The following is a 26,156-nucleotide window of genomic DNA, read 5'->3' on the forward strand; positions in this document are numbered from 1 at the left end:
TAACCAAAATGGAATCATTTGCCTGTCAATCTGTGTTGCTGAAACTCCCCGTCAGCCCTTGATTAAAGAAACGCCTAATATCTTAAGAAAAGATTCGCTAATTCCTTTGCACCATCGGCTGATCTATGGATTCCAACTCATCAAAAACTAGACGAGGTCGCTCCACTTCTTCTCGAGTGCGAGGAGCCATCCTATCGCCTCAAGGGTGGCAAAAGTTTCAGACGGCAAAACAGCAGGCGGAATCCGACGAAACCTGGGGTAAGCGCTTCAGCCAGGAAGATATGAGCGATCGCACCGGACTCTCCTTAAATACCCTCGCTCGCATTTTCAAGCGCGAACTGGGGGTTGATCGCCAGTCATTAGAGTATCTCTTCCGAGCATTTGGGCTGGAATTGACGCAGGCAGACCTGACATCCCCTGCCTCATCCCAAGAGACTCTGAGCCGATGGACAAATCCCCAACAGGACTGGGATACGGCAGTCGATGCCTCAGCGTTTTATGGGCGTGAGGTAGAACTGACACAACTGTGGCAGTGGATTGTATTTGAGCGCTGCCGCATAGTCGGGCTATTGGGCATTGGCGGCATTGGCAAAAGTACGATCACCGTCAAAGCTGCGCTTCAAATGCAAACAGAATTTGAGGTTGTCGTATGGCGCTCCCTGGCTAATGCACCACCGCTGGATGAACTCCTGTCGAGCCTGCTGAAGTTTCTCATGCCGCTCTATGGAGAAGATCCCATCATTCCCACCACGCTCGATCAACAGATATCTAAACTGATGCAATATCTGCGATCGCGTCGGTGTTTATTAATTCTGGATAATGCTGAGACCATTTTGCAGCGTGAGCCGGTGGGACAATGGCTCTCGGGCTACGAAGGTTACGGGCAGTTGCTTAGAGCCATTGGCGAAGCATCCCACCAAAGCTGTTTGTTGCTCACTAGTCGAGAAAAGCCACGCGAAATAGCACTGATGGAAGGCGCACAGGCGTTAGTGCGATCGCTGGTCTTGAGTGGACTAACACCTGATGATGGACGCGCTATCTTTCGGCAAAAAGGAGCATTTACAGGTTCAGAAGCCGAATGGCAGACTTTGATCCATCACTATGGCGGCAATCCTCTGGCATTGAAACTGTTGGCAGCCGCAATTGGGGATTTATTTAACGGCAGCATTACCGAGGTGTTGCCTTATCTCAGTCAAGGATTGGCAGTTTTTGAAGACATCCGCGATTTGCTAGACCGTCAGTTTGCTCGCCTATCTGAAGCCGAACAGAAAACACTGTTCTGGTTTGCAATTCATCGGGAGCCAGTCTCGATCGCAGATATTCGAGAGAATGTGGTTGATCCTGCTGCTCAACAAAGTGTACCTAATTTAGTCAACTCACTACTGAGGCGATCTCTAATCGAGAAGGCAAAGCCTACGCTAATTGAAAAAACCGATGGGTTATTCTTCTTGCAACCTGTGGTGATGGAATATGTTACAGAACGCTTTGTACAGCAAATTTGCATCGAATTTGAGACGCAGAAGCTTAACGTTTGGCAAACGCATCCCTTAGTGCGAGTACAAGCAAAAGATTACATTCGAGAGATTCAGTCGCGCTTAATTGTGCAACCTGTAATGGAACGGTTGCTGTCTCGCTTTGGCAGTGTGGCAGCGATCGAGGCGCAAGCAAGGCACTTATTAACGCAACAGGGGAAGAAACCAGGATATGTAGCAGGCAACCTGATTAACCTGCTGGTGCAGTTTCAAGTGGACTTACGCGGCTGGGATTTTTCCGGTCTTGTGGTGCAGCAAGCCGACTTACGACAGGTCGATTTAGCCGGAGCTAATTTTCAGAATGCTGACTTAGTGAAATCTATCTTTTCAGAAACCCTCAATGTTGCGAGGTCGGTCGACCTGAGTCCAGATGGACAGACCATTGCCGTTGGCGATGCCAATGGCAACATCTATCTCTGGAACATTAGCACAGCCCAACTTCTGGGCATTTTTTCAGGACACAAAGGCTGGGTTTGGTCGGTTGCCTTTAGTCCCGATGGCAGAACGTTAGCCAGCAGCAGTAGTGATAGTTCGGTGCGCTTGTGGGATATCCAGAGTGGAAGCTGCTTGCAGGTGCTAACAGAACATAAAGGTTGTGTTTGGTCAGTGAGTTTTAGTGCCGATGGTCAGCAATTAGCGAGTTGCAGCGATGACAAAACGGTGCGCTTATGGAATTTGCAAGGGCAGTGTCTCCGTGTTTTGAAAGGACACACCCAGAGTGTTTATTCTGTCCACTTCGCTCCAGATGAACAAACCTTAGCCAGTAGCAGTAGTGATACAACGATTCGGATCTGGGATGTGAGCAATGGGAAGTGCCTGAGTATCTTACAGGGGCATACCAGCGGGGTTCGGTGTGTGCGATACAGCCCAGATGGTCAACTGCTCGCCAGCGGATGCCGGGATGGGTCGATTCAGTTGTGGAGCAATTATCTGTCCCACGATCAATATCCAAACTCCCATGCCATAAATTCTAGTGCCAAGTTGCTGCATGGACATGCCGATTTTGTTTGGAACATCGCCTTTAGCCCGGATGGTCGTCTCTTAGTGAGCGGTGGTCGCGATGGGACTCTGCGCCTGTGGAATGTACAAGACGGGCAATCCATTTATGTACTTGAGGGTCATACCCACGATGTTTATGGGCTTGCTATCAGTGCCGACAATCAATTGTTGATCAGCACAGGAGAAGACCAGACGGTGCGGCTGTGGCATTTACAGAGTGGACGAAACCTGAAAACGTTGCGTGGATACACTGGTGGGGTTCACTCCCTGAGTCTCAGTGCAGATGGTCAACTGCTTGCTAGTAGTGGTCAGAATGAAACGATTCAGGTGTGGCATTTACAACCAGATGGCAATCTGTCATCCTATCACCCCTACGAAACATTTTCCAGCCCAACCAGTCGGATTTCATCATTCAGCAACGTCAGCTTTAGTCCTGACGGTCAAACGCTGGCGATCAATCGACATGATGAATCGATTGCTTTATGGAATATCCAAACTGGGCATCTCGATCGCTGGTCAGGGCACAATGCATCCATCTGGACAGTTTTGTTTAGCCCAACGGGACAAATTGTGGCAAGCAGTAGTTATGATTGCACCGTGCGACTTTGGGATGTGCAAACGCATCACTGTTTATATGTGTTACACGGACACCAGAGTGCTATTCGCGCGATCGCGTTTGACCCAAGCGGTCAATGGTTGGCAAGTGGCAGTTTTGATTTCACTATTCGATTATGGGATGTGCAAACTGGAGAATGTTCAAGGGTATTGCAAGGACATACGGGAGCCGTTTTTGCACTGGCATTTGACAAGAGTGGTCATCGACTGGTAAGCGGTAGTCATGACCAAACCATTCGATTATGGGATGTGCAAACCGGAGAATGTGTGAAGGTATTGCAGGGGCATACAGGAGCCGTCTGGACGCTTGCCATAAGTCCTCAAGGTAATACCCTGGCAAGTGGCGGTGTCGATCAAACTATTCGACTGTGGGATCTGCAAAAGGGGCATTGCCTCCACATCCTGGATGAACATAGCGGTTGGGTTCAGTCAGCGATCTTTAGCTCTAACGGTCAAATCCTATTCAGTGGTAGCGACGATCGCACTATCAAGGTTTGGAATGTGCAAACAGGATGCTGTATTGAAACGTTGACGGTCAATCGCCTGTATGAAGGTATGAATATTCAAGGGGCAACCGGGTTGACAGTAGCTCAAAAAACTACCCTGAAAGCGTTAGGGGCAATTGACCATTGAGGCAATAGGCAGCCAGATTCAGCGCCTTCGCTTGTGTTCAATGGTGTCTAGCAATTGTTGAAAGGCGTTGAGCGATCGCGCCATTTTCTCGTTCACGAGTTGGTCAATCTGTTCATCCGAAAGTGTTTCCGTTTCGCTTGTTAGAATCTGTTCATCGCTTTCATCGTCAATCAGCCTTGTAGGCAGCAGAGAAACCTTACGATACCTTTCTAGCGTTGACGGTTCCAGCATCATCACGGTTTCAGAAGTTGCTATCTGAAAATATTGCCATGCAGATTCAGGCGAAATATCTGTGCAATCCCACACCAACCGCAGTAGCTTTGCCCCTTTAGGGAGCGATCGCCAGCGTTCACTTTGACAGAGCAGATAGTGTTCATAGAGCAGCCTGGATTGCATCATGCCAAAAGATGTCTCTGAGTAAGCAATGATTGGATTAATCGCCGCATCCAACCGATCAATGGCAAAACTGACAAAGCAAACGCCGTTACCGTTACTCACGGACTTTCCTAGCTGAATCTGCTTCTCTAATCCTCTGAGATAACGGTCAAAGACCTGGTTGTATACCTGACTTTTCCCGTTAAGTCTCTTTTGCAAGCTGCCAACCTTCTCTACGAGACGCTACGCGAACACAGAGGTCGTGTAATCACAGTACCTGGATGCCAATAGGTGTTTTACTTCGATGTTCTAGGTAGCCGCCAAGACGAGCGACAGCAACAACCGCCCAACTAACTGTTAATACTTTGGGCGCTCGTAAGTGAACGCCATCACTCTGCAACTGGCTAGAAATGAACAAAACCAAATAGAACCACAGAAAATGAAAGATAACTGGATTACTGTATAGTTTGAGGTGTACCAGATATACTCTCAAGAGTTACTTTATGATTGCTCTACCTGGTATTGCTATCCAAAGCAAAATATACGAAAGTTCTAATTCTCTAGTATATAGAGGCATCAGAGACGATGGAGCAGCGCTCATCGTAAAAATGCTAAAGCTTGATTATCCCTCACCTCAAGAACTAACCCGCTACAGACAGGAATATAAAATTACCCGTTCCCTGAATCTGGAAGGAGTTGTCAAGGCTTACAGCCAACAGGATTATCAACGCACTCTGGTGATTCTGTTAGAAGATTTTGGAGGAGAATCCCTAGAGCAATGGATGCACAAGCGCCCAGGCTTCTGCCCTATGCCCTTATCCACGTTTCTCCGTCTTGCGATCGCTAGTTGCGACATTTTGGGCAGAATTCATGCAGCCAATGTCATTCACAAGGATATCAACCCTGGAAACATCGTCCTTAATCTGGAAACTGGCGTTGTCAAAATTATTGACTTTGGGATTGCTACTGAATTTAACCGCACAAATCCGACTTTTAAGAACCCTCATGTTTTAGAAGGGACACTCGCATACTTATCTCCAGAACAAACCGGGCGGATGAATCGTTTGCTCGATTACCGCACCGATTTCTACTCCCTTGGTGTGACGTTCTACGAACTGCTCACTGGACAGTTGCCGTTTCCCACAACGGACATCCTTGAGCTAGTCCATTGTCATATTGCTAAACAGCCTGTTCCACCTCACGAACTGAATGCAGCGGTACCTAAAGCAGTTTCAGATATCGTTTTGAAATTGATGGCGAAAAACGCAGAGGATCGTTATCAGAGTGCTTGGGGTATCAAAGCAGATTTAGAAACAGGTTTTTGCCAGTTCGCAGAAACAGGTCAAATTGACACTATTCAACTGGGTATTCAAGACGTTTGCGATCAGTTTCAAATTCCCCAAAAATTGTATGGGCGCGAAGGAGAGATTGAAGCATTATTAGCAGCGTTTGACAGAGTAGTAGCAACGGGGAATGAACAATTGAGACTGAAGAATGAAGAAAATTCTGAATTCCAAGTCGAGATGATGTTGGTATCTGGCTACGCTGGGGTTGGCAAATCAGCATTAGTGCAGGAACTTTACAAACCCATTACTGCAAAGCGCGGTTATTTTGTCTCTGGTAAATTTGATCAATTCCAGCGCAATATTCCCTACAGTGCGATCGCCCATGCTCTGCAAAAATTGGTGCAGCAACTGCTGGGTGAACCAGATGATCTAGTGCAACAGTGGCGATCGCAACTGTTAACAGCTTTAGGAACCAACGGACAAATCATTATTGATATCATCCCGGAAGTTGAATTAATTATCGGCAAGCAGCTGCCTGTATCAGAAGTAGGAGCAACTGAAGCTCAAAATCGCTTTCATAGAATCTTTGGGCAGTTTGTGCGGGTGTTTTGTTCAGAGTCACATCCCCTTACGATCTTCTTAGATGATTTGCAGTGGATAGACTCGGCAACGATTAAGTTAATCGAGCCGTTGCTGTTGGATGAGCAAACCCAATCCCTATTTTTAATTGGAGCCTATCGAGATAATGAAGTAAATCCAACGCATCCATTAGCATTAATGCTAGAGAGACTACGAAAAAAAGGGGCAGTGCTTCAGGAGATGATCCTGACACCATTAACGCTTGAACCGTTGAGTCAGTTGATTGCCGAGACGCTACATCGAAATGCAGACATTGTTCGTCCCTTGGCTGAGTTAGTGTTGCGTAAAACTGAGGGTAATCCCTTTTTTGTCAACGAATTTTTGAAAATGCTGTATAGCGAAAATTTATTGAGCTTTGATGCACAACACTTAAGCTGGCAGTGGGACATTGCTCAGATTCAAGCCCAAGACATCACCGAGAATGTTGTGGAGCTGATGCTTCACAAGTTAAAGAAATTACCAGAAGTCACACAGCAAATTCTCCGTTTAGCCGCTTGTGTCGGGGCTGAATTTAATTTAGATACTTTATCAATTGTTTGTGAGAAAACTGCGAAAACGGTTTTCTTGGAATTAGTGGTAGCTATACAAGATGAATTAATTCAACCTCTCTCTGAATTAGATCGGGAATTGTTAGTTCAAGAATATAAGTTTTTGCACGATCGCGTGCAGCAAGCAGCTTACGCTTCAATTGATGAGGCACATAAACAAGTTGTTCATCTCCAAATCGGCCGCAATCTCCTTGAAAAAACTTTGCCAGAACGGCTATCAGAGCAGCTGTTTGAAATTGTCGATCATTTGAATCATGGAATTGAGCTTGTCACATATCAACCAGAAAGAAATGAAATTGCTCGATTAAATTTAATCGCAGGTCAAAAAGCAAAAGCTGCGATCGCCTATAGTATGGCGAAAAAATATTTAGCTACAGGAAGAGTTTGGCTGGCGGCTTCTAGCTGGCAAGCAAACTATGACCTGACATTAGATTTATATATAGAAACAACAGAAGTTGCGTATTTATGTGGCGATTTTGAGCAGGTAGAATACTGGGTTGCGATCGTTGTGCAATCAGCCACAACAGTTCTCGATATCGTAAAAGTTTACGAAGTCAAAATTCAAACCGACATGGCGCAGAGCCAGCCATTGAAAGCGATCGATACTGCATTGCAAGTTTTGCAGCAACTAGGGATCACTTTTCCCAAAGAGCCAAGTAAGTCATATATTCAGCTTGAGATAGATACAATTACGTCACTTCTTGGTGAAAAGCCAATTGGAGACTTGAGCCATTTACCAGAAATGACCGACCCGGACAAGTTAGCAGCAATGCGAATTTTATCAAGTATCATGATTGCTGCCCAAATAGCTGCTCCTGATTTGATGCCGCTACTAGCATCGAAACAAGTTAACTTGTCAATCAAGTATGGCAATGCCTTTACTTCTGCTTTTGCATACGCCAACTTTGGGCTAATTCTTTGTGGAATGGTCGGAAATATCGAATCTGGCTACCAATTTGGACAGCTTGCTCTGAGGTTATTGTCGCAGTCTAAGACCCATGTACTCACAGCTAAGACATTTTTCATTGTATATGTCTTCATTATCCACTCCAAAGAACATATTAGAAAAACATCGAAGCGATTACCAGAAGGTTATCAAAGTGGGCTAGAAACTGGAGATTTAGAGTTTGCTGCCTATTGCGCTCACACTTACTGCCTCCAATCCTTTATCGCCGGAAAGGAACTTGTGGAACTTGAACACGAGTTGAGAACATACGGTGAAGCAATCCATCAAATCAAACAGGAAACGCCACTCGCTTGGAATCAAATATTTCACCAGTCTGTCTTAAATTTGATGGGACGCTCGGTCAGTCTAACTCGTCTAATTGGCGAAGCTTACAATGAGGAGAATAGACTGCCACACGATGAAACAGATGGAGCCGTAATTTTTCTAGTACATTTCAACAAACTTTTCCTATGCTATCTATTTTCTGAATATTCTCAGGCAGTTGAAAACTCAGCCAAAGCGGAAAAACATTTGCTCAAAGCAAGAGGGACAGCTCTTGTTCCTTTGTATTACCTCTATGACTCTCTGGCAAGACTCGCAACATATCCCGGAAGCAGCGCTCAAGTGCAGTCGGAAATCCTTAAAAACGTTAGTGTTAGCCAGGAAAAAATGAAAGAATTGGCACGCTATGCGCCAATAAATCATTTGCATAAATATCATTTGGTGCAAGCAGAGATTGCACGAGTTTTAGGTCAGTTGCTTGAGGCAGAAGAGTTTTACGAACAAGCAATTCAAGGTGCTAGAGAGAATTATTATCTTCAAGAAGAAGCATTAGCTTATGAATTAGCAGCCAAATTTTACCTATCTCGTAGTAGAGAGAAAATTGCTCAAACCTATATGAAAGAAGCTCACTACTGTTATGGACGTTGGGGAGCGACTGCAAAAGTCAAAGATTTAGAAACTCACTATCCACAGCTATTGCCTCAGTCGCTGGGCATGGCTCATACGCCAATACCAAAAACTTCTGTTACCACCTCTAATAACTCCAACATCGATTTCGATTTAGCGGCGGTAATGAAAGCTTCCCTTGCGATTTCTAGTGAAATTGAACTGGAGCAACTGCTTCGTTCCTTAATGAATATATTAATCGAGAATGCTGGCGCACAAACGGGATTTTTGCTTTTGGAAAACTCAGGAGAATGGGTAATTGAAGCTTCTAGTGAACTAAATGATAGTGAAAACATTTATGATACACAAGTGCTGCAATCTATTCCAAATGTAAATTACCTACCTCAATCAATTATTAATTATGTTATCCGTACTCATGAATCTGTAATTTTAAATAATGCGGCTCATGAAGGTATTTTTATTAATGAGCCATATATTCAGCACAATCAACCCCAATCCATTTTATGTTTATCGATGCTGAATCAAGGCAAGCTCGTGGGGGTATTGTATCTAGAAAATCGATTAGCGGCTAGGGCATTTACACAGGAGCAATCGCAAGTTTTGAATCTATTATCAACTCAGGCAGCGATCGCCATTGAAAACGCTAAACTCTACTCAAAACTACAGAAGAGCGAAAGTCAGATGGCGCAATTCCTGGAAGCTGTACCGATAGGAATTGGAGTCGTGGATACACTGGGTCGCCCTTGCTACGCCAATCAACAGGCAATTCAGCTATTGGGCAAAGGGATTATTCCTGGTGCGACACCAGAGCAACTTGCAGAAATTTATCAACTTTATCTAGCGGGAACAGAGCAACCATATCCCATTGAGAACTTACCAGTGATGCGGGCGTTGAAAGGCGATCGCACCAGAATTGACGATTTAGAAATTCGCCAAAACAATTCAACCATCCCGGTTGAAGGGTGGGGAACTCCAGTATTCGACGAACAGGGCAAGGTGATTTATGCGATCTCAGCTTTTCAAGACATCACCGAACGCAAACAAGCAGAACAATTGCTAGCAAATTATAATCGTACCTTAGAACAACAGGTAGCTCAACGAACAGCCGCTTTACAGAAAAGCGAGGCAGAACTGCGCGAGCGAGAACAGGAACTAAGATTGATTACCGACGCTCTCCCTGCTTGTATCTGTTATATAGATACAGATCGGCGCTATCGATTTGCCAACCGAACTTATGAGGAATGGTATGGCTGTAGTCGAGATGATATTGTGGGTAAGCAGGTTCGTGAAGTCATGAGCAAGGCAGCTTATCAAATTATTGAACCGTACATGAATCGAGCGCTAGCAGGGGAGATTATAACCTATGAGGCAGAAGTCCCTTTGCCGTTGGGCAAAAAGTATGTTGCTGTTACCTCCATCCCCGATTTCGATCTCAATGCTCAGGTGAGAGGATACTATGGTTTGATTACAGATATCAGCGATAGGAAACGCGCCGAAGAATCATCAATTCTAGAAGAACGCAACCGTATGGCGCGAGAAATACACGATACACTAGCCCAAACTTTTACTAGTATCATTGTTCACTTAGATGCCGCCTCCCAGCGCCTCAAGCTCGATCCAGATGCCGCCCAGTCACACCTGAAAACAGGGCGCGTTTTGGCGCGTTCTGGGCTTGCCGATGCTCGTCGCTCGGTAGAAGCACTCCGTCCGCAGATATTGGAAGAAGGGGATTTGTATAGCGCTCTGGAACGATTCATGACTCAGATGTTTTACCTGACATCTGTACAGGTAGTTTGTACTACCATCGGCGAACCATATCCTTTACCGAATGAAGTCGAAGTGAATCTGCTTCGCATCGGGCAAGAGGCGTTAACCAATGCTTTTAAGTATGCAAATGCGAGCGAAATCTGCGTTGAGTTGCGGTATGAACCATCGCAGTTCGTCTTGCAGATCGAAGACAATGGTCAAGGGTTTGAAAGCAGCAGCCTGTCTATCGGTCGGGGCTTTGGGTTACTCGGAATGACTGAACGCGCCCAACGCATTGGAGCAGAATTGACGATTGTGAGTCACCTTGGACAAGGTACAGAAATTGTAGTGAGAGTACAAACGCTATGACGCACCGCTTAACCGCTACACCTGACTCCTCTGCGATCCGCATCTTGATTGGCGATGACCATCCATTTATGCGAGAGGGTCTAGCAGCCGTACTCGATTATAAACCGGATATGACCGTAGTTGGGCAAGCCTGCAACGGTTACGAAGCAGTAGAATTATTCCGCCAACATCAACCCGATGTTACATTGATGGATTTGCGGATGCCTGAGATGGACGGCGTTAAAGCGATCGCTACTATCTGCGCTGAGTTTGACAATGCTCGAATCATCGTCCTGACAACCTACGACAGCGACGAAGACATCTATCGGGGATTGCGGGCAGGTGCAAAGGGCTATGTCCTAAAAGATGCAGAACCAGACGAACTACTGACAGCAATTCGGGCAGTTCATAACGGTAAACAGTATATCCCTCCAGCAGTGGGCGCAAAACTAGCAGAACGGCTACAGAGCCCAGAATTAAGCGATCGCGAGTTGGAAGTGCTGCGCCTGATGGCAACGGGTAAGAGCAACTTAGAGATTAGCATTGCCTTGGGGATCGCTGAGGGAACGGTCAAATTTCATGTTAAAAATATTCTCAGCAAGCTGGCAGTGAGCGATCGCACTCAAGCGATGATTGTTGCTCTCAAGCGCGGCATTATTACGCTTTAAAAATTTAGCTCTAAAGTTATCACCTGCTCTTGAGGATAGGTTATTTCTCGTCCTAAAAGTCAGGCGATCGCTATCCCTATTGCTAGCGTAAAAACTTCTCGCAGGGGATGTGACAAAGTAGGAGCAATTTCCATATTCTCAGAATCAATAAACGATATTCAATTTCTTACTGTTCTTTCCAGCATTTTCATCACCAAGATGCTAACGATGAGTCAGACAAATGATGGTGACAGGCTGCTCACGCCAATTTCAGAACACGATCATACCCAAGGAGGAATGGATGCGTCAGTCATTTTAGTGGAATACGGTGATTATCAATGTCTTTCCTGTGGTGAGGTTAACAGGATGATTCAAGAGATTCAGCAACAGAGCCAATTTTGCTTTGTTTTTCGCCATTTCCCCCGTACCCACCTTCATCCCCAAGCACAAAAGGCAGCAGAAGCAGCAGAAGCAGCAGCCGCGCAAAATAAGTTTTGGCAAATGCACAATCTCTTATTTGCGAATCAATCCGCACTTAATAATGGCTACCTTCTAGAATATGCCAATCAGATACACCTTGACCTTGATCTATTCCTTCGAGATATGACAAACCATGTTCATACTGAACGAGTTACTCAAAACATTCAAAGTGGTATACAAAGTGGTCTCAGTAGTACACCAGCTTTATTCGTCAACGAAATTCGCTACAGGGATGCCTGGGATATAGAGAGACTAATCACAGCCATCGCCCAAGCTAGAAATTCTCAATCCATGTGATGCGTGAGATATCTTGGGAAATGGGGTAATCCCTCGCCATTGGGGCTGAAGCAGTAATATCATGTCCGGCTTTACAGTTGTGATAAACGTGCATCTGCTTAACCAGGCTTACTCAATGAGGAAAAGATGCCAATGAACGCTCTAGAAATTGTCAAGCAGGCTTACATTTACCTAAACGAAAAAGATATTCCTCATTATTTTTCTCTAATGTCTTTTAATGTCGAGTTCTATCAAACAGAAGAACTCCCTTGGGGCGGTCACTATCGTGGCTTTGATGAAAGCAAGGTTTTTTTCTCGAAGTTTTCTCCACTAATTGATTCGACCGTCGAAATATCTCACTACATCCAAGCTGGTGAGCAAATAGTTGCGATCGGTAACACTATTGGTCTAGCAAAGCTAACTGGAAAAAAGTTCAGTTGTAACTTGGCTCACATTTGGACAGTCAAAGAAGAAAAAATTGTTCGATTAGAGGTTTACATCGACACTGATGCAATGAAAACTGCACTGACATCAGCCTAACAAGTTGGTTTAATTCGTCTTATTTATAAAATGCTTCACAGGTTTTAACAGGAGGTTCACAGATGAAGATTTTTGTCGCAGGCGCAACGGGAGCGATCGGTCGTCCCTTAATCGCGCAACTGCTAGCGCAAGGACATGAAGTAGTTGCATTGACACGTTCTTTAGAAAAAGCACAAACTTTAGCTGAACAAGGCGTGGAATTAGCGATTGCAGATGTGTTCGATGCAGATGCTGTTAAAGCTGCCATCACCCGCACTCAGCCGGAAGTGGTGATTGAACAACTCACTTCCCTCCCCAAAACCTATACTAGCGAGTCGATGAGTGCAGCATCAGCCCTGAACACCCGCATCCGTCGAGAAGGGGGTGCTAATGTGCTGGCAGCAGCCCAAGCGGCTGGCGTGCGCCGTTATCTGAGGCAGTCGATCGCATTCTGGGCGATTCCTGGTGCAGGCTTGGCAGATGAAGAAACGCCATTAGCTTTTGATGCCTCGCCTGCGGTTGCAGCAGATGCTCACATAGTCACTGAGATCGAGCGTGACTTACTAGGGAACCCCAACCTAGAAGGAATTGCTCTGCGTTATGGCTTCCTTTACGGGCCCGGTACCTGGTTTGCCCCTGATGGCGATGTTGCCCAACAGGTGCTACAGCAACAGTTCCCGATTATTGGGAATGGGGAAGGCGTCTGGTCGTGGTTACACATTGAAGATGCGGCGATCGCTACAGTTGCAGCAGCAGAGCGAGGCAATCCTGGCATTTACCTGATTACGGACGATCAACCCTTAGCGGTGCGCGAGTGGCTTTCTGCTTATGCTCAATGGCTCAATGCTCCACCACCTCCACAGGTATCGGTTGAGGATGCTCTGCGAATTAGTGGTGCAGATGCTGTCTATTATGGTACTCAGATGCGAGGCGCATCGAATGCTAAAGCAAAACGCGAATTAAATTTTCAGCCGCGACCCTTGGAATGGATGGTTAACACCGTCGTGGCTCATGCCAGTTAAAAATTTGAGGGAAAAGTAAAGATGAAGATTGCTCAATATGGAACAGCGATCGTGGTCATCCATGCGATCATACATGGACTGCATGGTTTAGCACATGTGGAAATTCCAGTTCCCCTCTCAATACTTCAGAGTTTATTTGTGGGTATTGTGATTTATGCGATTCCCATCATTGCAGTCGTTTTACTCTGGACACATTTTTACCGCATTGGTAGCTGGCTCTTGCTCTTTTCAATGGTAGCATCAGTCCTTTTTGGAATCTACAATCATTTGATCGTAATTAGTTCGGATCATGTGTCTCAAGTTTCCTTTGCAGGTTGGGGATTGCTATTCCAAATCACAGCCATCCTGACATTAATTGTGGATGGATTCGGCTGTTGGATTGGTATCTGGGCATTGAAAACGATTCAGGAACTAGAAAAGGTTATATAAATTGTTCACCTGCTTGCTGCCAATTTAGAGCAGTTTCTTTTCATTAGACACAGCGAATTATCCAATTTCTCATCGCACGGTATCGAACATGAACCACACACTCAAGAATAAACGCGCACTCATTACCGGAGGCAGTCGCGGTATCGGGGCAGCGATCGTCAAGCGTTTAGCAAGTGAAGGTGCTGATGTCGCCTTTACCTATGCCAGCTCACCCGATCGCGCTAACGAAATCGTCCAGGCAGCGCAAGCATTAGGTGTCCAAGCTCTTGCCATCCAAGCTGACAGTGCCGAAGTGAGTGCAGTGGTTGCCGCTGTTGAGGACACTGTAAATAAATTGGGCGGCATTGATATTCTCGTCAACAATGCAGGCGTGCTGGTGATCGGGGCGATCGACGATTTTACGCTAGCGGACTTCGATCGAACCTTTGCCGTTAACGTGCGTGCCGTATTTGTGGCGACGCAAGCCGCAGTCAAGCACATGAAAGAGGGCGGACGCATTATCAACATCGGTAGCACCAATGCTGAACGGATGCCATTTCCTGGTGGCGGCGTTTATGCCATGAGCAAATCTGCTCTCCAAGGGCTCGTGCAAGGCTTGTCACGTGATCTCGGCCTGCGCGGGATTACGATCAATAACGTGCAGCCCGGGCCGATCGCTACAGAGATGAATCCCTCGGAGGGTGAGTTTGCCGAAATGCTTAAAAAGCACATTGCGGTAGTCCGCTACGGCACCGTTGAAGAGGTTGCGGGATTGGTTGCTTATCTGGCTGGCCCTGAGTCCGGTTACATCACCGGCGCAAACCTGATGATTGACGGAGGGTTTAGCGCATAACTGCTGCCCGATTGAGCGATGGCGCGGAGCGCCCGCTGGAAGCGATCGCATTTATTTTTCATAGAGGTTGATAAGATATGTTTGATCTTGACCAAACTATTAAAGACCGACACTCAACACGCAAATTCTTATCTCAACCAGTGCCACGGGCTTTGCTCGAGGAAGCCCTCACTCTAGCGCAGCTGGCGCCGTCGAATTCAAATATCCAGCCGTGGCGGTTGGTGTTTGCCCAAGGCGGATGCCGCGATCGCTTGCAAGAGGCTTTGCTAAACCAAGCCAAGCAGCAGCCCAACGTCTCTCCTCTGCCTTCTGCCTTCCAGCATTACCGCCAGGAACTGGGAGCGCAAGTCTACGGGGCGATGGGGATTACTCGTGACGATAAAGCGAATAGACAGTTGGCCGTTCTGCGTAATTACGAATTTTTTGGCGCACCAGTTGTTGGGATCGTCTGTATGCACCAAGATTTGGGCGTTGCCGATGCTTTAAGCGTGGGGATGTATTTACAAACGCTGGTGTTAAGCCTAACCGCTCGTGGCATTGGCACTTGCGTAGAGGTTTCGCTAGCGGATTATCCCGAAATCATCCGCAACGAGTTGAACATTCCACCGGAATTATTGATCATTTGTGGTTTAGCCGTTGGCTATTCCGATCCTGATTTTCCCGCTAATCATCTGCATATAAGCCGTGAGGCCGTTGAGAAAAACGTCTCGTTCCTCGACGATTGACAAAAGGCTGGATTTTTTTCTACTAGTGATCTGTCCCATTAAATTTGAGGGATAAGAGAACGAACCGCAAAGGACGCAAAGAGCGCGAAGAAAGAAAGAAATTTAAATTTGATTCACCTATCAGAATTAATGGGACAGACTACTAGACGCTAAACGCAAGTCCAAAAGAGTATTTGCATTCCTAGTGTCATCAATAAATGATTTCTGTTGGAGTTTTTTATTTAGAAGAAATTAAAGATGAAGATTGCTCAATATGGTTTAAAAATTCTTTGATTTGTTTGATTCAGGAGATTTTATGTTTAGCAAGATTCTAGCTGCAATTGACCGTTCTTCAAATGGTAATGCTGTTTTTGATGAAGCGCTTACTCTAGCAAAGGCAACTAAAGGAAGCCTCATGCTGTTGCATATCCTATCTAGTGAAGAAAAGGATAGCCCCCAAACACCTACACTGCTTACTCTCGAATATCACCCATTGAATGGAGAACTTATAGAGGATTATTGGAAGCAGTGGCAAACTTACGAAGAAGAGGGTTTTAAGTTATTGCGATCGTATACAGAATCAGCAACCAATGCCGGGGTGAGTACTGAATTCACCCAAAATTCTGGCAATCCCAGCCGGAATATCTGTGAAGTTGCTCGAACTTGGGGCGCTGACTTAATTGTGATCGGTCGTCAAGGACATTCTGGTTTGAATGAGTTGATATTAGGCAGCGTGAGTAATTATGTGTTTCACCATGCTCCTTGTTCCGTGCATATTGTTTATACTCCAGTTCCTCTTAAACCTGAAGCAATTCTAGCCAATCAAGCTCAAGTAGTTCATTAAGAATAGGCTATGAATATCTTTGTTGGTGGTAATGCAAAAGTTAGATTCATAAACTTCAAGCTTTTGCCTTAGTTGTTGCCGTGGAATCGAAATTGTTCTCAAGTAAACATTAATTTAGGAAATTTTGACATGGATAATGTAATAGCTCCGACCAATTCACCTGTTGTAAGGCCACCCGAAGTAACATTGGTTCCTAATAACTCACTATTGACTGAGACACCAGAAGAAGGAAGACAACTAGCAGTCAAAATGTCACGGTTAATTATTAAATTGACTCAGCCGGATGAAGAAAAACGCAACCAACTGCGAGATGTATATGGCAATGATGCCATGATGCTGATTGCAGTTGGACAGACGGTTGCAACAGAGTTTGCCACGTTCACGAAGTGTCTCTGAAAGAGAATCGCAGCTGCTAATAACTACTGGCGGAAGTAATATCTCAAAATCGTCAAATCAGGGATTTGTTCTGATTCTAGAGGAATTCACCATGAAAGTTTTGATTCAAGCGATCGTCAGTTTTTTTGTATTTATTGTCGATTTCGTCTACGGAAATCGTTCTTACCCTCGATTTTATGTGCTGGAAACCATCGCTCGCGTTCCTTATTTTTCCTATCTCTCGGTGCTGCATCTTTACGAGACGCTGGGTTACTGGCGCAAAGCTGACTTATTAAAAGTTCATTTCGCCGAAACCTGGAACGAATTACATCATCTGTTAATTATGGAATCAATGGGTGGCGATCGCTACTGGATTGATCGCTTCGTCGCTCAACACATTGCAGTGGCATACTACTGGGTGGTTGTCCTAATTTATATGCTGTTTCCCAAGTATGCCTATTACCTAATGGAACTGATTGAAAATCATGCCTACCATACCTATGACGACTATTTGAAAGCCCATGAAACAGAACTGAAAGCTCAAAGAGCGCCCAAAGTCGCAATTAACTACTACCGCGATGGCGATCTCTATATGTTTGAAGAAACCCAGTTTACATCAGATCATCAATTTCGCCGCCCGAAAGTGGATAATCTCTACGACGTATTCGTGAATATTCGGGATGACGAATGCGAACACGTCAAGACAATGGAGGCGCTCCAGCTACCAGAAGCACGGCAAACTTTTAAAAGTCCCCATACGGTTTTTGAATTGGTGCCGACCAGCGTCGAGCAACAGGATTGATTCTATAAAACTCCTATTTGATTTTTGAATAACTAAGCTGCTTAGAAGCTTGTCATACACGTTAAAAAAGAGGCAATGGAGCAGTTCTCGATGGGGTCATTTCCCTCTGCTTTCTGCCTCTTCATTAAAACCCCGATCAAGCTAGCTCTAATTTTTTCTGTTTTAACTATGAGCTAGCTCAAAGAAATTATTGAGAAAAATTGTCAGAGTAAAGGTAGTTCAAGGCTATGAGGATAGCAATATGACTCTTACAAAAGTAAACACAAATATATCCCTTGTGGAAACTCTTGCTAAACTCTACCTGGAAGGCAAACCAGCCGAAATTTCTGACGAAACCATCACCCAACTCTGTGACTGGCTCATGGGTGAATTCCACCAATTACCTTTAAATCTGCAATTTTCAGATTATATGCGTTACCACAACGCTCTTGAGATGTTTGCCGATATTAAACTTCAGCAACTTTGGGTATCCGCTGATAGTTACGATTCTTCCGTTTATTCCAATCCAATCTATGGATTTATTTTTCAGGGAATGCACGATTATGACCACTACTTGACGGATAGCGACTTCAGTTTGAAGGGGGAAATCGCGACTTACAAATTCACTGCAAAACGTGCGCCTTCTTTAGATATCCAAAAGATTCTCTACTCCGAAATTGTACTGCGATCTGCTGCCAATCTTTATTTAGGATATGCAGCTAGTCCTAAAATTGTTTTTCTATGAGCAATGACACAGGAGAACGATCGTGAATAACTGTTCGTATTGTTCTTACCGAATGGCACTAAGAAAAGGTAAAACCTCGTCAGGGCAGGGTGTTGGGGGTAGGGTGTAGGGTGTAGTTTTTAAGACAATTAAATTTTAGCTGCGCCACGAAGTTCAACATCTTCTTAATTCCCCACACCCTACACCCTACACCCCACACCCAAAAGCCAGTTATATCAAGGGTTTGTGCTTAACTTAGTGCCATTCTTGTTCTTACCCATTACTCCGGCAAATCCAGCACCATGAAATTTGCTGGTTTTGTCCCCACTGTTGGACAACAGTACCTGTCTTTTCTGAAATATTAACCGAACGATGACAAAAACTACTCTCGATCTGACAACAGCACCAAGTCATGTTGTCCTGGCGGCTGCGGGTAAAACGGTTCTCCGTCCGGGTGGACGCGCCGCCACGGAACAACTCTTGCAATGGGCAAATTTCAAAAGGGATGAAACCGTTCTGGAACTCGCTTCTGGGTTAGGAAATAGCGCGATCGCTCTAGCAAAACGCTACAATGTCCAGATTGTTGGTATTGAAAGAGATCCGGATCGAGTTGCGATCGCCCAAATCAAAGCGCGATCGGCTGGCTTAGATCATCGGGTTCAGTTTATTCAAGGCAATATTTTTCAGCTAGAAACCATTTCTGGATCATTTGACTATGTGTTAGCAGAAGCCATTTTGACCATGCAAACATCTGCTGGCAAAGCCAAAATTCTGACAGGTGTGCGCGATCGGCTTAAAGTCGGCGGCAAATTTCTCAGCCATGAACTGCTAGCGCGTGACCATTTAGAATCGCTTCACCAAGACCTGACACAAGTTACTCGTGTGAATGCTACACCACTACCAGAACGAGACTGGATCAACACCTTCGCTCAGGTAGGGCTAACAGTAACACAGAGGCAAATTGGTGCGATGAGACTGCTTGATCCGGTTCAGGTACTAAGAGATGAAGGAGTAATTCACACGGTTCAGATTGCCTGGAATATTTTGACTCAGCCTGTGATTCGCGATCGCATTCTAATGATGCGACGAGTCTTCACTCAACACCAACAAGAATTGGGCTACATCGCTTTGTGTGCTGTTAGAGAATTGTAATAAACCTGGAAATGACAGGAGATAAATCATGGTGTACCCTTCAACAAATAATACTGAAATGACAGCTAATCTGCGGGAATTGGTAGATTACACGAAACCCGGAGTGACTCGCAAAGCGTTAGTACAAGATGAACAAAACAGTTTCTCTTTACTCTGTCTCACTGCCGGAACAAAAATGCCTGAGCATACTGCTCCTCGGCATATTTCGGTGACTGTAATCGAAGGACGCGGAGTACTCACTCTGCAAGGACGTGAAATTACTTTGCAACCGGGAGTATTTGTTTATTTGCCTGCAAACACCCCCCATGCACTCCATGCATTGGAAAATCTTGCATTTCTGCACACATGAAGTTGAATATACAAGTGAGAATCTCATGACTCAATACGATTATGTGGTGATCGGTGCTGGTTCAGCAGGCTGTGTTGTTGCCAATCGTTTGACAGAAGACGGTGAAACAACCGTGTTGTTACTCGAAGCAGGCAATCCAGCGACTAAACCTGAGATCCAAATTCCTGTAGCTTGGCCAACCTTGCTAGGAACACAGGTTGATTGGGCTTACTGGAGTGAACCAGAAGAACACCTCAATGGGCGGAAAATTTTGTGTTCGCGTGGCAAAGTTACTGGCGGCTCTAGTTCACTCAACGCCATGATATACATTCGAGGCAATTGCCACGATTTCGACCGTTGGCAAGAATTCGGCAATCCCGGCTGGAGTTACAAAGAGGTATTGCCTTACTTCAAAAAATCAGAAAACCAGCAGCGAGGCGCATCCGAATTTCACGGTGTTGATGGAGCCTTGAGTGTTACTAATCCGCTCGCGCCTGCTGTCATGTCAGAGCAATTTATCGAAGCAGCAGAGCAACTTGGCTACGGCCGCAATCCCGATTTCAATGGCGCACAACAAGAAGGTGCGGGATTGTATCAATTAAATATCAAAAATGGTAAGCGACACAGTGCCGCCGCCGCATTTCTTGTGCCAATTCTTACTCGTCCTAATTTAACTGTTCAAACTGGTGCATTAGTCACTCGACTGTTGTTTAAGGGAACTCGCACGGTTGGGGTAGAATATTTACACCAAGGAACACTGCACCAAGTTTATGTCAATCAGGAAGTGATTCTATCAGCAGGTGTGTTCGATTCTGCCAAGCTGTTGATGCTCTCTGGAATTGGTTCAGCGGAACATCTGCACGCCTTCGATATTCCAGTGATTGTTGATTTACCTGGGGTGGGTAAAAACCTGCACGATCATCTGCTGGCTGTTGTTGGCTACCAGTCGATTCAAGCACAACCCCCGATCGCACCTACCAGTAATATAGTCGAAGCTGGGCTATTTCTGCATAGCGGTAAAAGTAACGAAGTTGCACCAGACTTACAGTTTCTCTTTAGCCCGGCTCTGTTGTCTCCAACCCTTAGCCATGACGTTTCGGGAGCCACATTGGTTGCTTGCCTAATCAAACCTCAGAGTCATGGTACTGTGACGTTGCGTTCAACAAATCCGCTCGATCCAGCTGTTATTCAAGCGAACTATCTTCAGTGTGAGACTGATTTACAAGTGCTGGTAGAAGGCATTAAAATTGCCCGTCAACTTGCTCATTCTGCTGCCTTTGATGAAGTATTGGGAGAGGAAGTAGCTCCCAGTAAAGATATAACCAGTGATGAAGCCATCACTGCTTACATTCAACAAACGGCTAATACCTACTGGCATCCTGTGGGTACGTGTAAAATGGGCAATGATGTACTGGCGGTAGTTGATGCTCAACTCCGAGTTTACGGAATTGAAGGATTGCGCGTTGTCGATGCTTCTGTAATGCCAACCATTCCATCTGGAAATACGAACGCATCTACGATCATGATTGGTGAAAAGGCAGCCGACTTAATTAGAGCCTAATCCTTGCATGGTTCACTTTGTAGGCGGCAGCTTTTCCCTTTTTAGCCAACTCCTCTAGTTGTGATCTCTCTTTGGCTGTCAAGGTGACAATGTACTTTTTCTTCGGCATCAGTGCTTAGTGTCTTCTGAGGCTATTGCTTTTAGATTATTTTCCCTGATTTTATCCCTCAACTTTACAGAGTAATAGTTGGTACTCAGGAGTAGAAAACGAATGGCACTACGAAAAGCTGAAATAGTTGCCTGATAAGAGTGCATATATCTATTGTTCACTAGCGCGATCGCTTTCAACACTGCAAGGGAGCAATGATTGCACTTTACCCCAATCCCGCAGCTAATCGCCCAACCCATCGCACCGAGGAATATCAACAGGGCTGCTGATGTGGACTTTGGGATTGCTATTGGTCGTTCCCGTAGTAAACCTTGTGGAAAGCCGCAGAAATCGTATGAAAAAAGTGCAAGCTGTAGATTGCCTATTTGACTACAGTAAATGCTCTCCTGAAACTCAACTGGCTGTACCCCTTAATTCAAAGTCGCCACAGCAGTAACCGTGCATTATTAATTTTCATCTATTGCTTGATTGTTAGTTCTTTTCCCCCTATCCTCACAGAAGTTAGTCATGGTAAAGTAAATTTCCTTTACTTGCAATACTTCAGGGTAATTTATGAACAAAGGTGAACTAGTGGATGCTGTAGCAGCCAAAGCCAACGTCACAAAAAAGCAGGCTGATGAAATCATCAGTGCTTTTTTGTCAGTTGTGACCGAGGTTGTAGCGAATGGGGAGAAGATAACGCTGGTAGGGTTTGGCTCATTTGAGCGACGGGAACGTTCCGAGCGCGAAGGACGTAATCCCAAAACCCAAGAGACAATGACTATCCCAGCTACTAGAGTACCTGCGTTTTCTCCTGGGAAGCTGTTCAAAGAAAAAGTAGCACTATAGATGCATTGCTTTACCGTTAGCAACCTAATCCGCTGCAAAGCTGTAGCGATCGCTGTTCTCAAGGCAGCGTGGGGCAACGGCAGGGGGAACGTGAGTGTTGGGTTGCAGATGTTATACAAGCGATGGCTCATCACAAATCTATTTTTTTAGTTAATCGTGTTACTGAGCCGCTCTGCAATTCTTGAACCCAAACAAAGTGCAATGGTAAGTGATGCCGCTGCTGCTAAAGCTGCTGCCGTCCGAATGTGATTCCATAGTGTCCAGTTAGCGAGGTAGCTAGACCATAGGCTTGCACCGATGGCACTGTCCCGCTCGACTTTCGCCAGTGCTTCGTTGAGCGGGACATTGAACACAATTGTTACACCTAATGTACCAACAAGGTAGAGCAAGCTGCCAAGGAGTAAGAAGGGCGCACCGGGTTGATGCCACTTTAATAGCGAGGAGATAACCAAAAAGATGCAAGCCGCAGCCGTTCCCAAAAACGCTGCCATAAACAATGGATTGATCACCGTGATATTGATGGATTGCATAGCAGCAATGCCCTGTGCTGGCTGAAGTCGAGCAAGGGCGCTCATCACAAAAGTCGAGAAGGCGAAGAAGACTCCAGCGATTAACCCACAGCCCAGTGCTGAGAAAAGCTTCAATGCAAAATATTGTTGATACAATTGCATGGCATCCTTTCAAGTCCAAATACTCACAAATTTTTTATGGTTAGGTTACCATATTGCTGTTGCTGCGTAGATGAACAAGTTTAACGCCTTGCATAAAAGCTTAAACATTTTAGGGCGCACACTTTTTCATATTCCACCAGAGGGGCTACGATTGATAGTGGATATATTAGTGTTAAAGTCTGCACTGGATACTATAAATTTCGTTTATTTAGAGTAATCAAAGACCATTATGCATTAGCCGTATGGATTGATGCACTTGAGATGCTCACAGCCAAAACCTTGAGTCATCATTGCAAATAGCTGCTGAGAAACTTGACCATCAAGGTTGAATTTGAGCATGATTTGGTCATAGGCTTGTCCCTGGGCTATCAGGTTTGCCATTTGCTCAAACTCTATCCAAGTCAAATCACTCTCAACAAATGCTTTAGCAAGGGTAATTACTAGTTCTTCATAATCATTGTCTTCCAGTTTTGTCATCATCCGGTGTTCAATGTGAAGCGAATCATCGAAACAGTAATACCAGGATTTCAGTTGCTGCTTGACTACCATTCGGAAAAAATCTTGTTGTTTGAATCGGTTAACAGCATGATCTCCTTCACTACATACCATTAAAATAGGAGCAGAAATACAGCCATGAGCCTTTTCTAAAACCTCCTCTGCCAATTGAAGAAATATACGTAATGCCTTGAGACAAAAACCTTTATAACCAAAATTCCCAGATCCATCTTTGTTGAACCATTCAAAGTAAATTGGTAGGATTTTGATAAGTTGATCTAATAGCAAGTAACGGCTAGCCAAGTAAGGAGTGAACAATAAAGCGCGGTCAATCTCCTGTGGATGTTCTAAAGCTAACCAAGCAGCCAAAGTTCCACCTGTTGACAATCCACCAATTACAACTTGTTGACCTAGCGTTTTGGCAATCTGCAACCATTTGAGCAGAAATTGTTGATATATCTGAATATCTGTAGGTAGTGGTGGTGGATTTTGACGGTTCCAGTTGCCTGAGCGTCCATGACCAGGCTGTAAAGGTATCAAGACATTATATCCCTTATTAAATAAGGCTTTACCAAGTGGCTCAAACTGGTAAGGGCCTGCTGTAAAACCATGCAAAAACAAAAAAACTTTTGCTCTCAAGTCAGGGTGAATCAAAAATTTAGAGCGACAGGCTTCATTCTTGAGACCCAAGGTGGATTCTAGGTGGTGAACTTGCTCCAGGATTTCTGCTGTTTTTTGAATGCCAACTTTCATTGATTAATCGTCGGATTTACGCACATTAGCGTATTTTATTAAATTAACATTTTTTCAGTATCTAACAGAGGATATATTATTATTTAGCCTATTGAATGTGAAACTCCGAGGTATTGGAGGTAGGACAACATTTAAAAGTCAAAAGTTTAAATAGGGGACATCTGCCCTCATTTTTAATATGGATATCAGGTAAGTGTGCGTTACAATTGAAGTAATGGCAACTTGATTGATTTGAAGCTAGATTAAAGAATCAAGGGTAAAAGTTGCCCACAGGGCAAAGTTTAATAATTGGGTCGTTGATCAGTTGTTTATACTTCGGATGGAGTTGCCCTACCTATACAAGAAGACAGTTCTGTTGAGCAGCAAATCCTACCAGATTATTCAGCAATCCGCGAAAAAGTCCTTGGAAAATTGGAAACAGGTAGGCAGTCAGCAGCCAAGGCAATCGACGCTTTTATTAAAGAACTGGGTGCTGTAAAGAAGCAACAACAGCCAGTAGATGAAGAATTAGGTGTAGCTTAGAGAGGATGTTTCTGTTGACAACTTACTTAAATTGAATCTGCAACTAAATTCTGAAGATAGTCTCGTGTTTCTAACAACGTTAAATACAAAAAATTACCGTTTTTATCAAGTATTTCGTATTCATCAATAACGAGAGTAAAAGTTACGATTCATATAGGGCTAGGCGAAGAAGAAGCCAAAGACATAGCGCTGGCATCAAACACGACTTTTCCAGTTGATTCACATTCCAAAGTCAACGCTCTAGGTGATTACAAATTTATCAAGCAGTACTTAGCTCATTTGGAGCGGGAGCAACATAGAAAATTCCGCATCACCTATTACCAGAACCAAAGCGGCGCTCCCAAAAATGGTCAGTGTAATGTTACCCATTTATTTAAACTGCTCAACTGCTTGGATAGAAACAAATACAACCCGGATGGTAGAACAAGAACCAAACACCCGCCAGTCAGCAACACCCCTTCTGTGATTACAGACAAGGAGCGAGAAAGGTTCACAACTTTACTGCCACTCCTTTCCCAAGGGCTATGGATAGAGCAGAGGCTGTACGAAATTATCCACGAACACATCACTAGCCCAAGAAGAAAAGGTGTCAATGATTTAGCTTCAATTGATACCAGGAAAACTACCCTGTTACCAGACACTAAGTACTCATTTGGTTTTGGAGTGCCAGCAGAACTAGCGTTGCCGATAGTTGTAGCGTATAGAGTGTTCCTAGACAAAGATTACAACTGGATTTTACCATTTGATGAATTCGCAGAAGATTTTTTTCAACATCTGTGGAGAAATTACTTCCGCAAGTATTTAATTTCAGAAAAAATAGCAAGTAATACCGTGGGGGCGAAAATCTGCCGTAATCATGAGGTTTGGGAGAACCTCTACGTCTCGGCCCAAAGTTATCTTAATGGGCGTTTGGTCAAAATTGTTAACTCTAGCAAGCGTGAAGAATTAACGCTCACTCCTAACTAAAAATGGTTAGAGGTAGGTTGAGCTATTGCTAGACATTAGATGGTTGCCAGCTAGAGTTACCAACAGAACAGAAGGAGCGATAGTAGTCTCTGAATATAGCCGGATACAAGATTACTTCAATTTATTGTGGCGATATATGTAAAATTCTTGATTTTGAGATTTCTTGAATCTCAGAGCGCCAAACTATTCTGGCATCTCTTAGTGACTACGTTATAGCACGTGTTACTGTCGTTTTAACCGTATATTTTGCAGAAAGTGTAACCTGATTTAGCCCTTGTAGAACAAGGGTTTTATACACACGGGGTCAACTAAACTGTAACCTGCTTATTTAGTTCTTATTTATACTTATTTTTTAACTATATGACTTTGAGACAGTGGTAAGGTTTGACATGATTGCATACTCTACGCAGTAATGGAGGCGCTCATCTCCTCACAGCAGATGGAGAAAATCATGCAGTAACCTGCTGCTTAGGTATCTACCTTAAGGTGTAGGAAAAATAGCAAATAATGTTGTAAATACGTAAGTTATTGTTTTTAGTTTTCTAAAAGGAAGTGAGCGTGA

At 44.6% G+C, this 26,156-nt stretch carries 20 protein-coding genes and 3 pseudogenes; 18 read left to right on the forward strand and 5 right to left on the reverse strand.

The window, feature by feature from the left end; all coding sequences use genetic code 11:
- Positions 1-125: 125 nt before the first annotated feature.
- Complete coding sequence (locus WKK05_RS13585; RefSeq protein ID WP_341530191.1) at positions 126-3,779, forward strand: NB-ARC domain-containing protein; 3,654 nt, start codon at positions 126-128, stop codon at positions 3,777-3,779.
- Between the two features lie 18 nt (positions 3,780-3,797).
- On the opposite strand, the gene WKK05_RS13590 is transcribed toward WKK05_RS13585, so the two are convergent.
- Together WKK05_RS13590 and WKK05_RS13595 are read right to left on the reverse strand one after the other, a co-directional pair.
- Complete coding sequence (locus WKK05_RS13590; RefSeq protein ID WP_341530192.1) at positions 3,798-4,373, reverse strand: hypothetical protein; 576 nt, start codon at positions 4,371-4,373, stop codon at positions 3,798-3,800.
- Positions 4,357-4,524 (reverse strand): annotated as a pseudogene (locus WKK05_RS13595) (IS4 family transposase); the annotation flags it as partial. The pseudogene WKK05_RS13595 and the gene WKK05_RS13590, both read right to left, overlap by 17 nt.
- A 133-nt stretch (positions 4,525-4,657) precedes the next feature.
- Between WKK05_RS13595 and WKK05_RS13600 the strand changes: the two are divergent.
- The 15 genes from WKK05_RS13600 to WKK05_RS13670 all read left to right on the forward strand — a co-directional run bounded on the left by WKK05_RS13600 (position 4,658) and on the right by WKK05_RS13670 (position 21,250).
- A complete protein-coding gene (locus tag WKK05_RS13600) occupies positions 4,658-10,597 on the forward strand; it encodes an AAA family ATPase (protein ID WP_341530193.1) in 5,940 nt (1,979 codons plus the stop codon).
- Entirely contained in the window at positions 10,594-11,244 is a 651-nt protein-coding gene (locus WKK05_RS13605) for a response regulator transcription factor (protein WP_341530194.1), read from the forward strand. Before WKK05_RS13600 ends, WKK05_RS13605 begins: the two co-directional genes overlap by 4 nt.
- Before the next feature lie 207 nt (positions 11,245-11,451).
- Entirely contained in the window at positions 11,452-12,000 is a 549-nt protein-coding gene (locus WKK05_RS13610; RefSeq protein ID WP_341530195.1) for a DsbA family protein, read from the forward strand.
- A gap of 132 nt (positions 12,001-12,132) precedes the next feature.
- On the forward strand, positions 12,133-12,519 hold the full coding sequence (locus WKK05_RS13615; protein WP_341530196.1) for a nuclear transport factor 2 family protein: 387 nt from the start codon (positions 12,133-12,135) through the stop codon (positions 12,517-12,519).
- Positions 12,520-12,581: 62 nt separating this feature from the next.
- On the forward strand, positions 12,582-13,520 hold the full coding sequence (locus WKK05_RS13620; RefSeq protein WP_341530197.1) for an NAD(P)-dependent oxidoreductase: 939 nt from the start codon (positions 12,582-12,584) through the stop codon (positions 13,518-13,520).
- A gap of 21 nt (positions 13,521-13,541) precedes the next feature.
- Entirely contained in the window at positions 13,542-13,949 is a 408-nt protein-coding gene (locus tag WKK05_RS13625; protein ID WP_341530198.1) for a hypothetical protein, read from the forward strand.
- 88 nt (positions 13,950-14,037) lie between these two features.
- On the forward strand, positions 14,038-14,781 hold the full coding sequence (locus WKK05_RS13630; protein ID WP_341530199.1) for an SDR family oxidoreductase: 744 nt from the start codon (positions 14,038-14,040) through the stop codon (positions 14,779-14,781).
- Positions 14,782-14,858: 77 nt separating this feature from the next.
- Positions 14,859-15,506 (forward strand): nitroreductase, encoded by a 648-nt coding sequence (locus WKK05_RS13635; RefSeq protein WP_341530200.1) that lies wholly within the window; start codon positions 14,859-14,861, stop codon positions 15,504-15,506.
- 295 nt (positions 15,507-15,801) lie between these two features.
- Positions 15,802-16,329, forward strand: a complete 528-nt coding sequence (locus WKK05_RS13640; protein WP_341530201.1) for a universal stress protein — start codon at positions 15,802-15,804, stop codon at positions 16,327-16,329.
- Between the two features lie 129 nt (positions 16,330-16,458).
- Positions 16,459-16,725: a hexameric tyrosine-coordinated heme protein gene (locus tag WKK05_RS13645; RefSeq protein WP_341530202.1), complete on the forward strand. Its 267-nt coding sequence runs from the start codon at positions 16,459-16,461 to the stop codon at positions 16,723-16,725.
- Between the two features lie 91 nt (positions 16,726-16,816).
- Positions 16,817-17,506, forward strand: a complete 690-nt coding sequence (locus WKK05_RS13650) for an alternative oxidase (protein ID WP_341530203.1) — start codon at positions 16,817-16,819, stop codon at positions 17,504-17,506.
- Between the two features lie 241 nt (positions 17,507-17,747).
- Positions 17,748-18,230, forward strand: coding sequence for a hypothetical protein (locus WKK05_RS13655; protein ID WP_341530204.1), 483 nt, complete (start codon positions 17,748-17,750; stop codon positions 18,228-18,230).
- Between the two features lie 351 nt (positions 18,231-18,581).
- Positions 18,582-19,361 carry a class I SAM-dependent methyltransferase gene (locus tag WKK05_RS13660; protein ID WP_341530205.1) on the forward strand — a complete coding sequence of 260 codons (780 nt, stop codon included), beginning with the start codon at positions 18,582-18,584 and terminating at the stop codon, positions 19,359-19,361.
- A gap of 28 nt (positions 19,362-19,389) precedes the next feature.
- Positions 19,390-19,710 carry a cupin domain-containing protein gene (locus WKK05_RS13665; RefSeq protein WP_341530206.1) on the forward strand — a complete coding sequence of 107 codons (321 nt, stop codon included), beginning with the start codon at positions 19,390-19,392 and terminating at the stop codon, positions 19,708-19,710.
- A gap of 25 nt (positions 19,711-19,735) precedes the next feature.
- The gene (locus WKK05_RS13670; RefSeq protein WP_341530207.1) at positions 19,736-21,250 is read left to right on the forward strand and encodes a GMC family oxidoreductase N-terminal domain-containing protein; all 1,515 of its coding nucleotides are present in this window, start codon (positions 19,736-19,738) and stop codon (positions 21,248-21,250) included.
- Here WKK05_RS13670 and WKK05_RS13675 read toward each other — a convergent pair.
- Positions 21,243-21,359, reverse strand: a pseudogene (locus WKK05_RS13675) (IS630 family transposase); the annotation flags it as partial. The gene WKK05_RS13670 and the pseudogene WKK05_RS13675 sit on opposite strands and share 8 nt — an antisense overlap.
- Before the next feature lie 552 nt (positions 21,360-21,911).
- Here WKK05_RS13675 and WKK05_RS13680 point away from each other — a divergent pair.
- Positions 21,912-22,187, forward strand: coding sequence for an HU family DNA-binding protein (locus WKK05_RS13680; RefSeq protein ID WP_341530208.1), 276 nt, complete (start codon positions 21,912-21,914; stop codon positions 22,185-22,187).
- Between the two features lie 146 nt (positions 22,188-22,333).
- Here WKK05_RS13680 and WKK05_RS13685 read toward each other — a convergent pair whose 3' ends face one another.
- Positions 22,334-22,858 carry an anthrone oxygenase family protein gene (locus tag WKK05_RS13685; protein ID WP_341530209.1) on the reverse strand — a complete coding sequence of 175 codons (525 nt, stop codon included), beginning with the start codon at positions 22,856-22,858 and terminating at the stop codon, positions 22,334-22,336.
- A gap of 234 nt (positions 22,859-23,092) precedes the next feature.
- Entirely contained in the window at positions 23,093-24,106 is a 1,014-nt protein-coding gene (locus WKK05_RS13690; protein WP_341530210.1) for an alpha/beta fold hydrolase, read from the reverse strand.
- Between the two features lie 654 nt (positions 24,107-24,760).
- Here WKK05_RS13690 and WKK05_RS13695 point away from each other — a divergent pair.
- Positions 24,761-25,594: pseudogene (locus WKK05_RS13695) on the forward strand (AIPR family protein); the annotation flags it as partial.
- Between the last annotated feature and the right edge of the window lie 562 nt (positions 25,595-26,156).

Origin of the sequence: Nostoc sp. UHCC 0302 (assembly GCF_038096175.1) — a bacterium.
Lineage (GTDB): Bacteria > Cyanobacteriota > Cyanobacteriia > Cyanobacteriales > Nostocaceae > UHCC-0302.

What these genes read in the sequence shown, in the direction of transcription:
- WKK05_RS13585 (WP_341530191.1), top strand. Translation starts at nt 126, where the DNA reads ATGGATTCCAACTCATCAAAAACTAGACGAGGTCGCTCCACTTCTTCT.
- WKK05_RS13600 (WP_341530193.1), top strand. Translation starts at nt 4,658, where the DNA reads ATGATTGCTCTACCTGGTATTGCTATCCAAAGCAAAATATACGAAAGT.
- WKK05_RS13605 (WP_341530194.1), top strand. Translation starts at nt 10,594, where the DNA reads ATGACGCACCGCTTAACCGCTACACCTGACTCCTCTGCGATCCGCATC.
- WKK05_RS13610 (WP_341530195.1), top strand. Translation starts at nt 11,452, where the DNA reads ATGAGTCAGACAAATGATGGTGACAGGCTGCTCACGCCAATTTCAGAA.
- WKK05_RS13615 (WP_341530196.1), top strand. Translation starts at nt 12,133, where the DNA reads ATGAACGCTCTAGAAATTGTCAAGCAGGCTTACATTTACCTAAACGAA.
- WKK05_RS13620 (WP_341530197.1), top strand. Translation starts at nt 12,582, where the DNA reads ATGAAGATTTTTGTCGCAGGCGCAACGGGAGCGATCGGTCGTCCCTTA.
- WKK05_RS13625 (WP_341530198.1), top strand. Translation starts at nt 13,542, where the DNA reads ATGAAGATTGCTCAATATGGAACAGCGATCGTGGTCATCCATGCGATC.
- WKK05_RS13630 (WP_341530199.1), top strand. Translation starts at nt 14,038, where the DNA reads ATGAACCACACACTCAAGAATAAACGCGCACTCATTACCGGAGGCAGT.
- WKK05_RS13635 (WP_341530200.1), top strand. Translation starts at nt 14,859, where the DNA reads ATGTTTGATCTTGACCAAACTATTAAAGACCGACACTCAACACGCAAA.
- WKK05_RS13640 (WP_341530201.1), top strand. Translation starts at nt 15,802, where the DNA reads ATGTTTAGCAAGATTCTAGCTGCAATTGACCGTTCTTCAAATGGTAAT.
- WKK05_RS13645 (WP_341530202.1), top strand. Translation starts at nt 16,459, where the DNA reads ATGGATAATGTAATAGCTCCGACCAATTCACCTGTTGTAAGGCCACCC.
- WKK05_RS13650 (WP_341530203.1), top strand. Translation starts at nt 16,817, where the DNA reads ATGAAAGTTTTGATTCAAGCGATCGTCAGTTTTTTTGTATTTATTGTC.
- WKK05_RS13655 (WP_341530204.1), top strand. Translation starts at nt 17,748, where the DNA reads ATGACTCTTACAAAAGTAAACACAAATATATCCCTTGTGGAAACTCTT.
- WKK05_RS13660 (WP_341530205.1), top strand. Translation starts at nt 18,582, where the DNA reads ATGACAAAAACTACTCTCGATCTGACAACAGCACCAAGTCATGTTGTC.
- WKK05_RS13665 (WP_341530206.1), top strand. Translation starts at nt 19,390, where the DNA reads ATGGTGTACCCTTCAACAAATAATACTGAAATGACAGCTAATCTGCGG.
- WKK05_RS13670 (WP_341530207.1), top strand. Translation starts at nt 19,736, where the DNA reads ATGACTCAATACGATTATGTGGTGATCGGTGCTGGTTCAGCAGGCTGT.
- WKK05_RS13680 (WP_341530208.1), top strand. Translation starts at nt 21,912, where the DNA reads ATGAACAAAGGTGAACTAGTGGATGCTGTAGCAGCCAAAGCCAACGTC.
- WKK05_RS13685 (WP_341530209.1), bottom strand. Translation starts at nt 22,858, where the DNA reads ATGCAATTGTATCAACAATATTTTGCATTGAAGCTTTTCTCAGCACTG.
- WKK05_RS13690 (WP_341530210.1), bottom strand. Translation starts at nt 24,106, where the DNA reads ATGAAAGTTGGCATTCAAAAAACAGCAGAAATCCTGGAGCAAGTTCAC.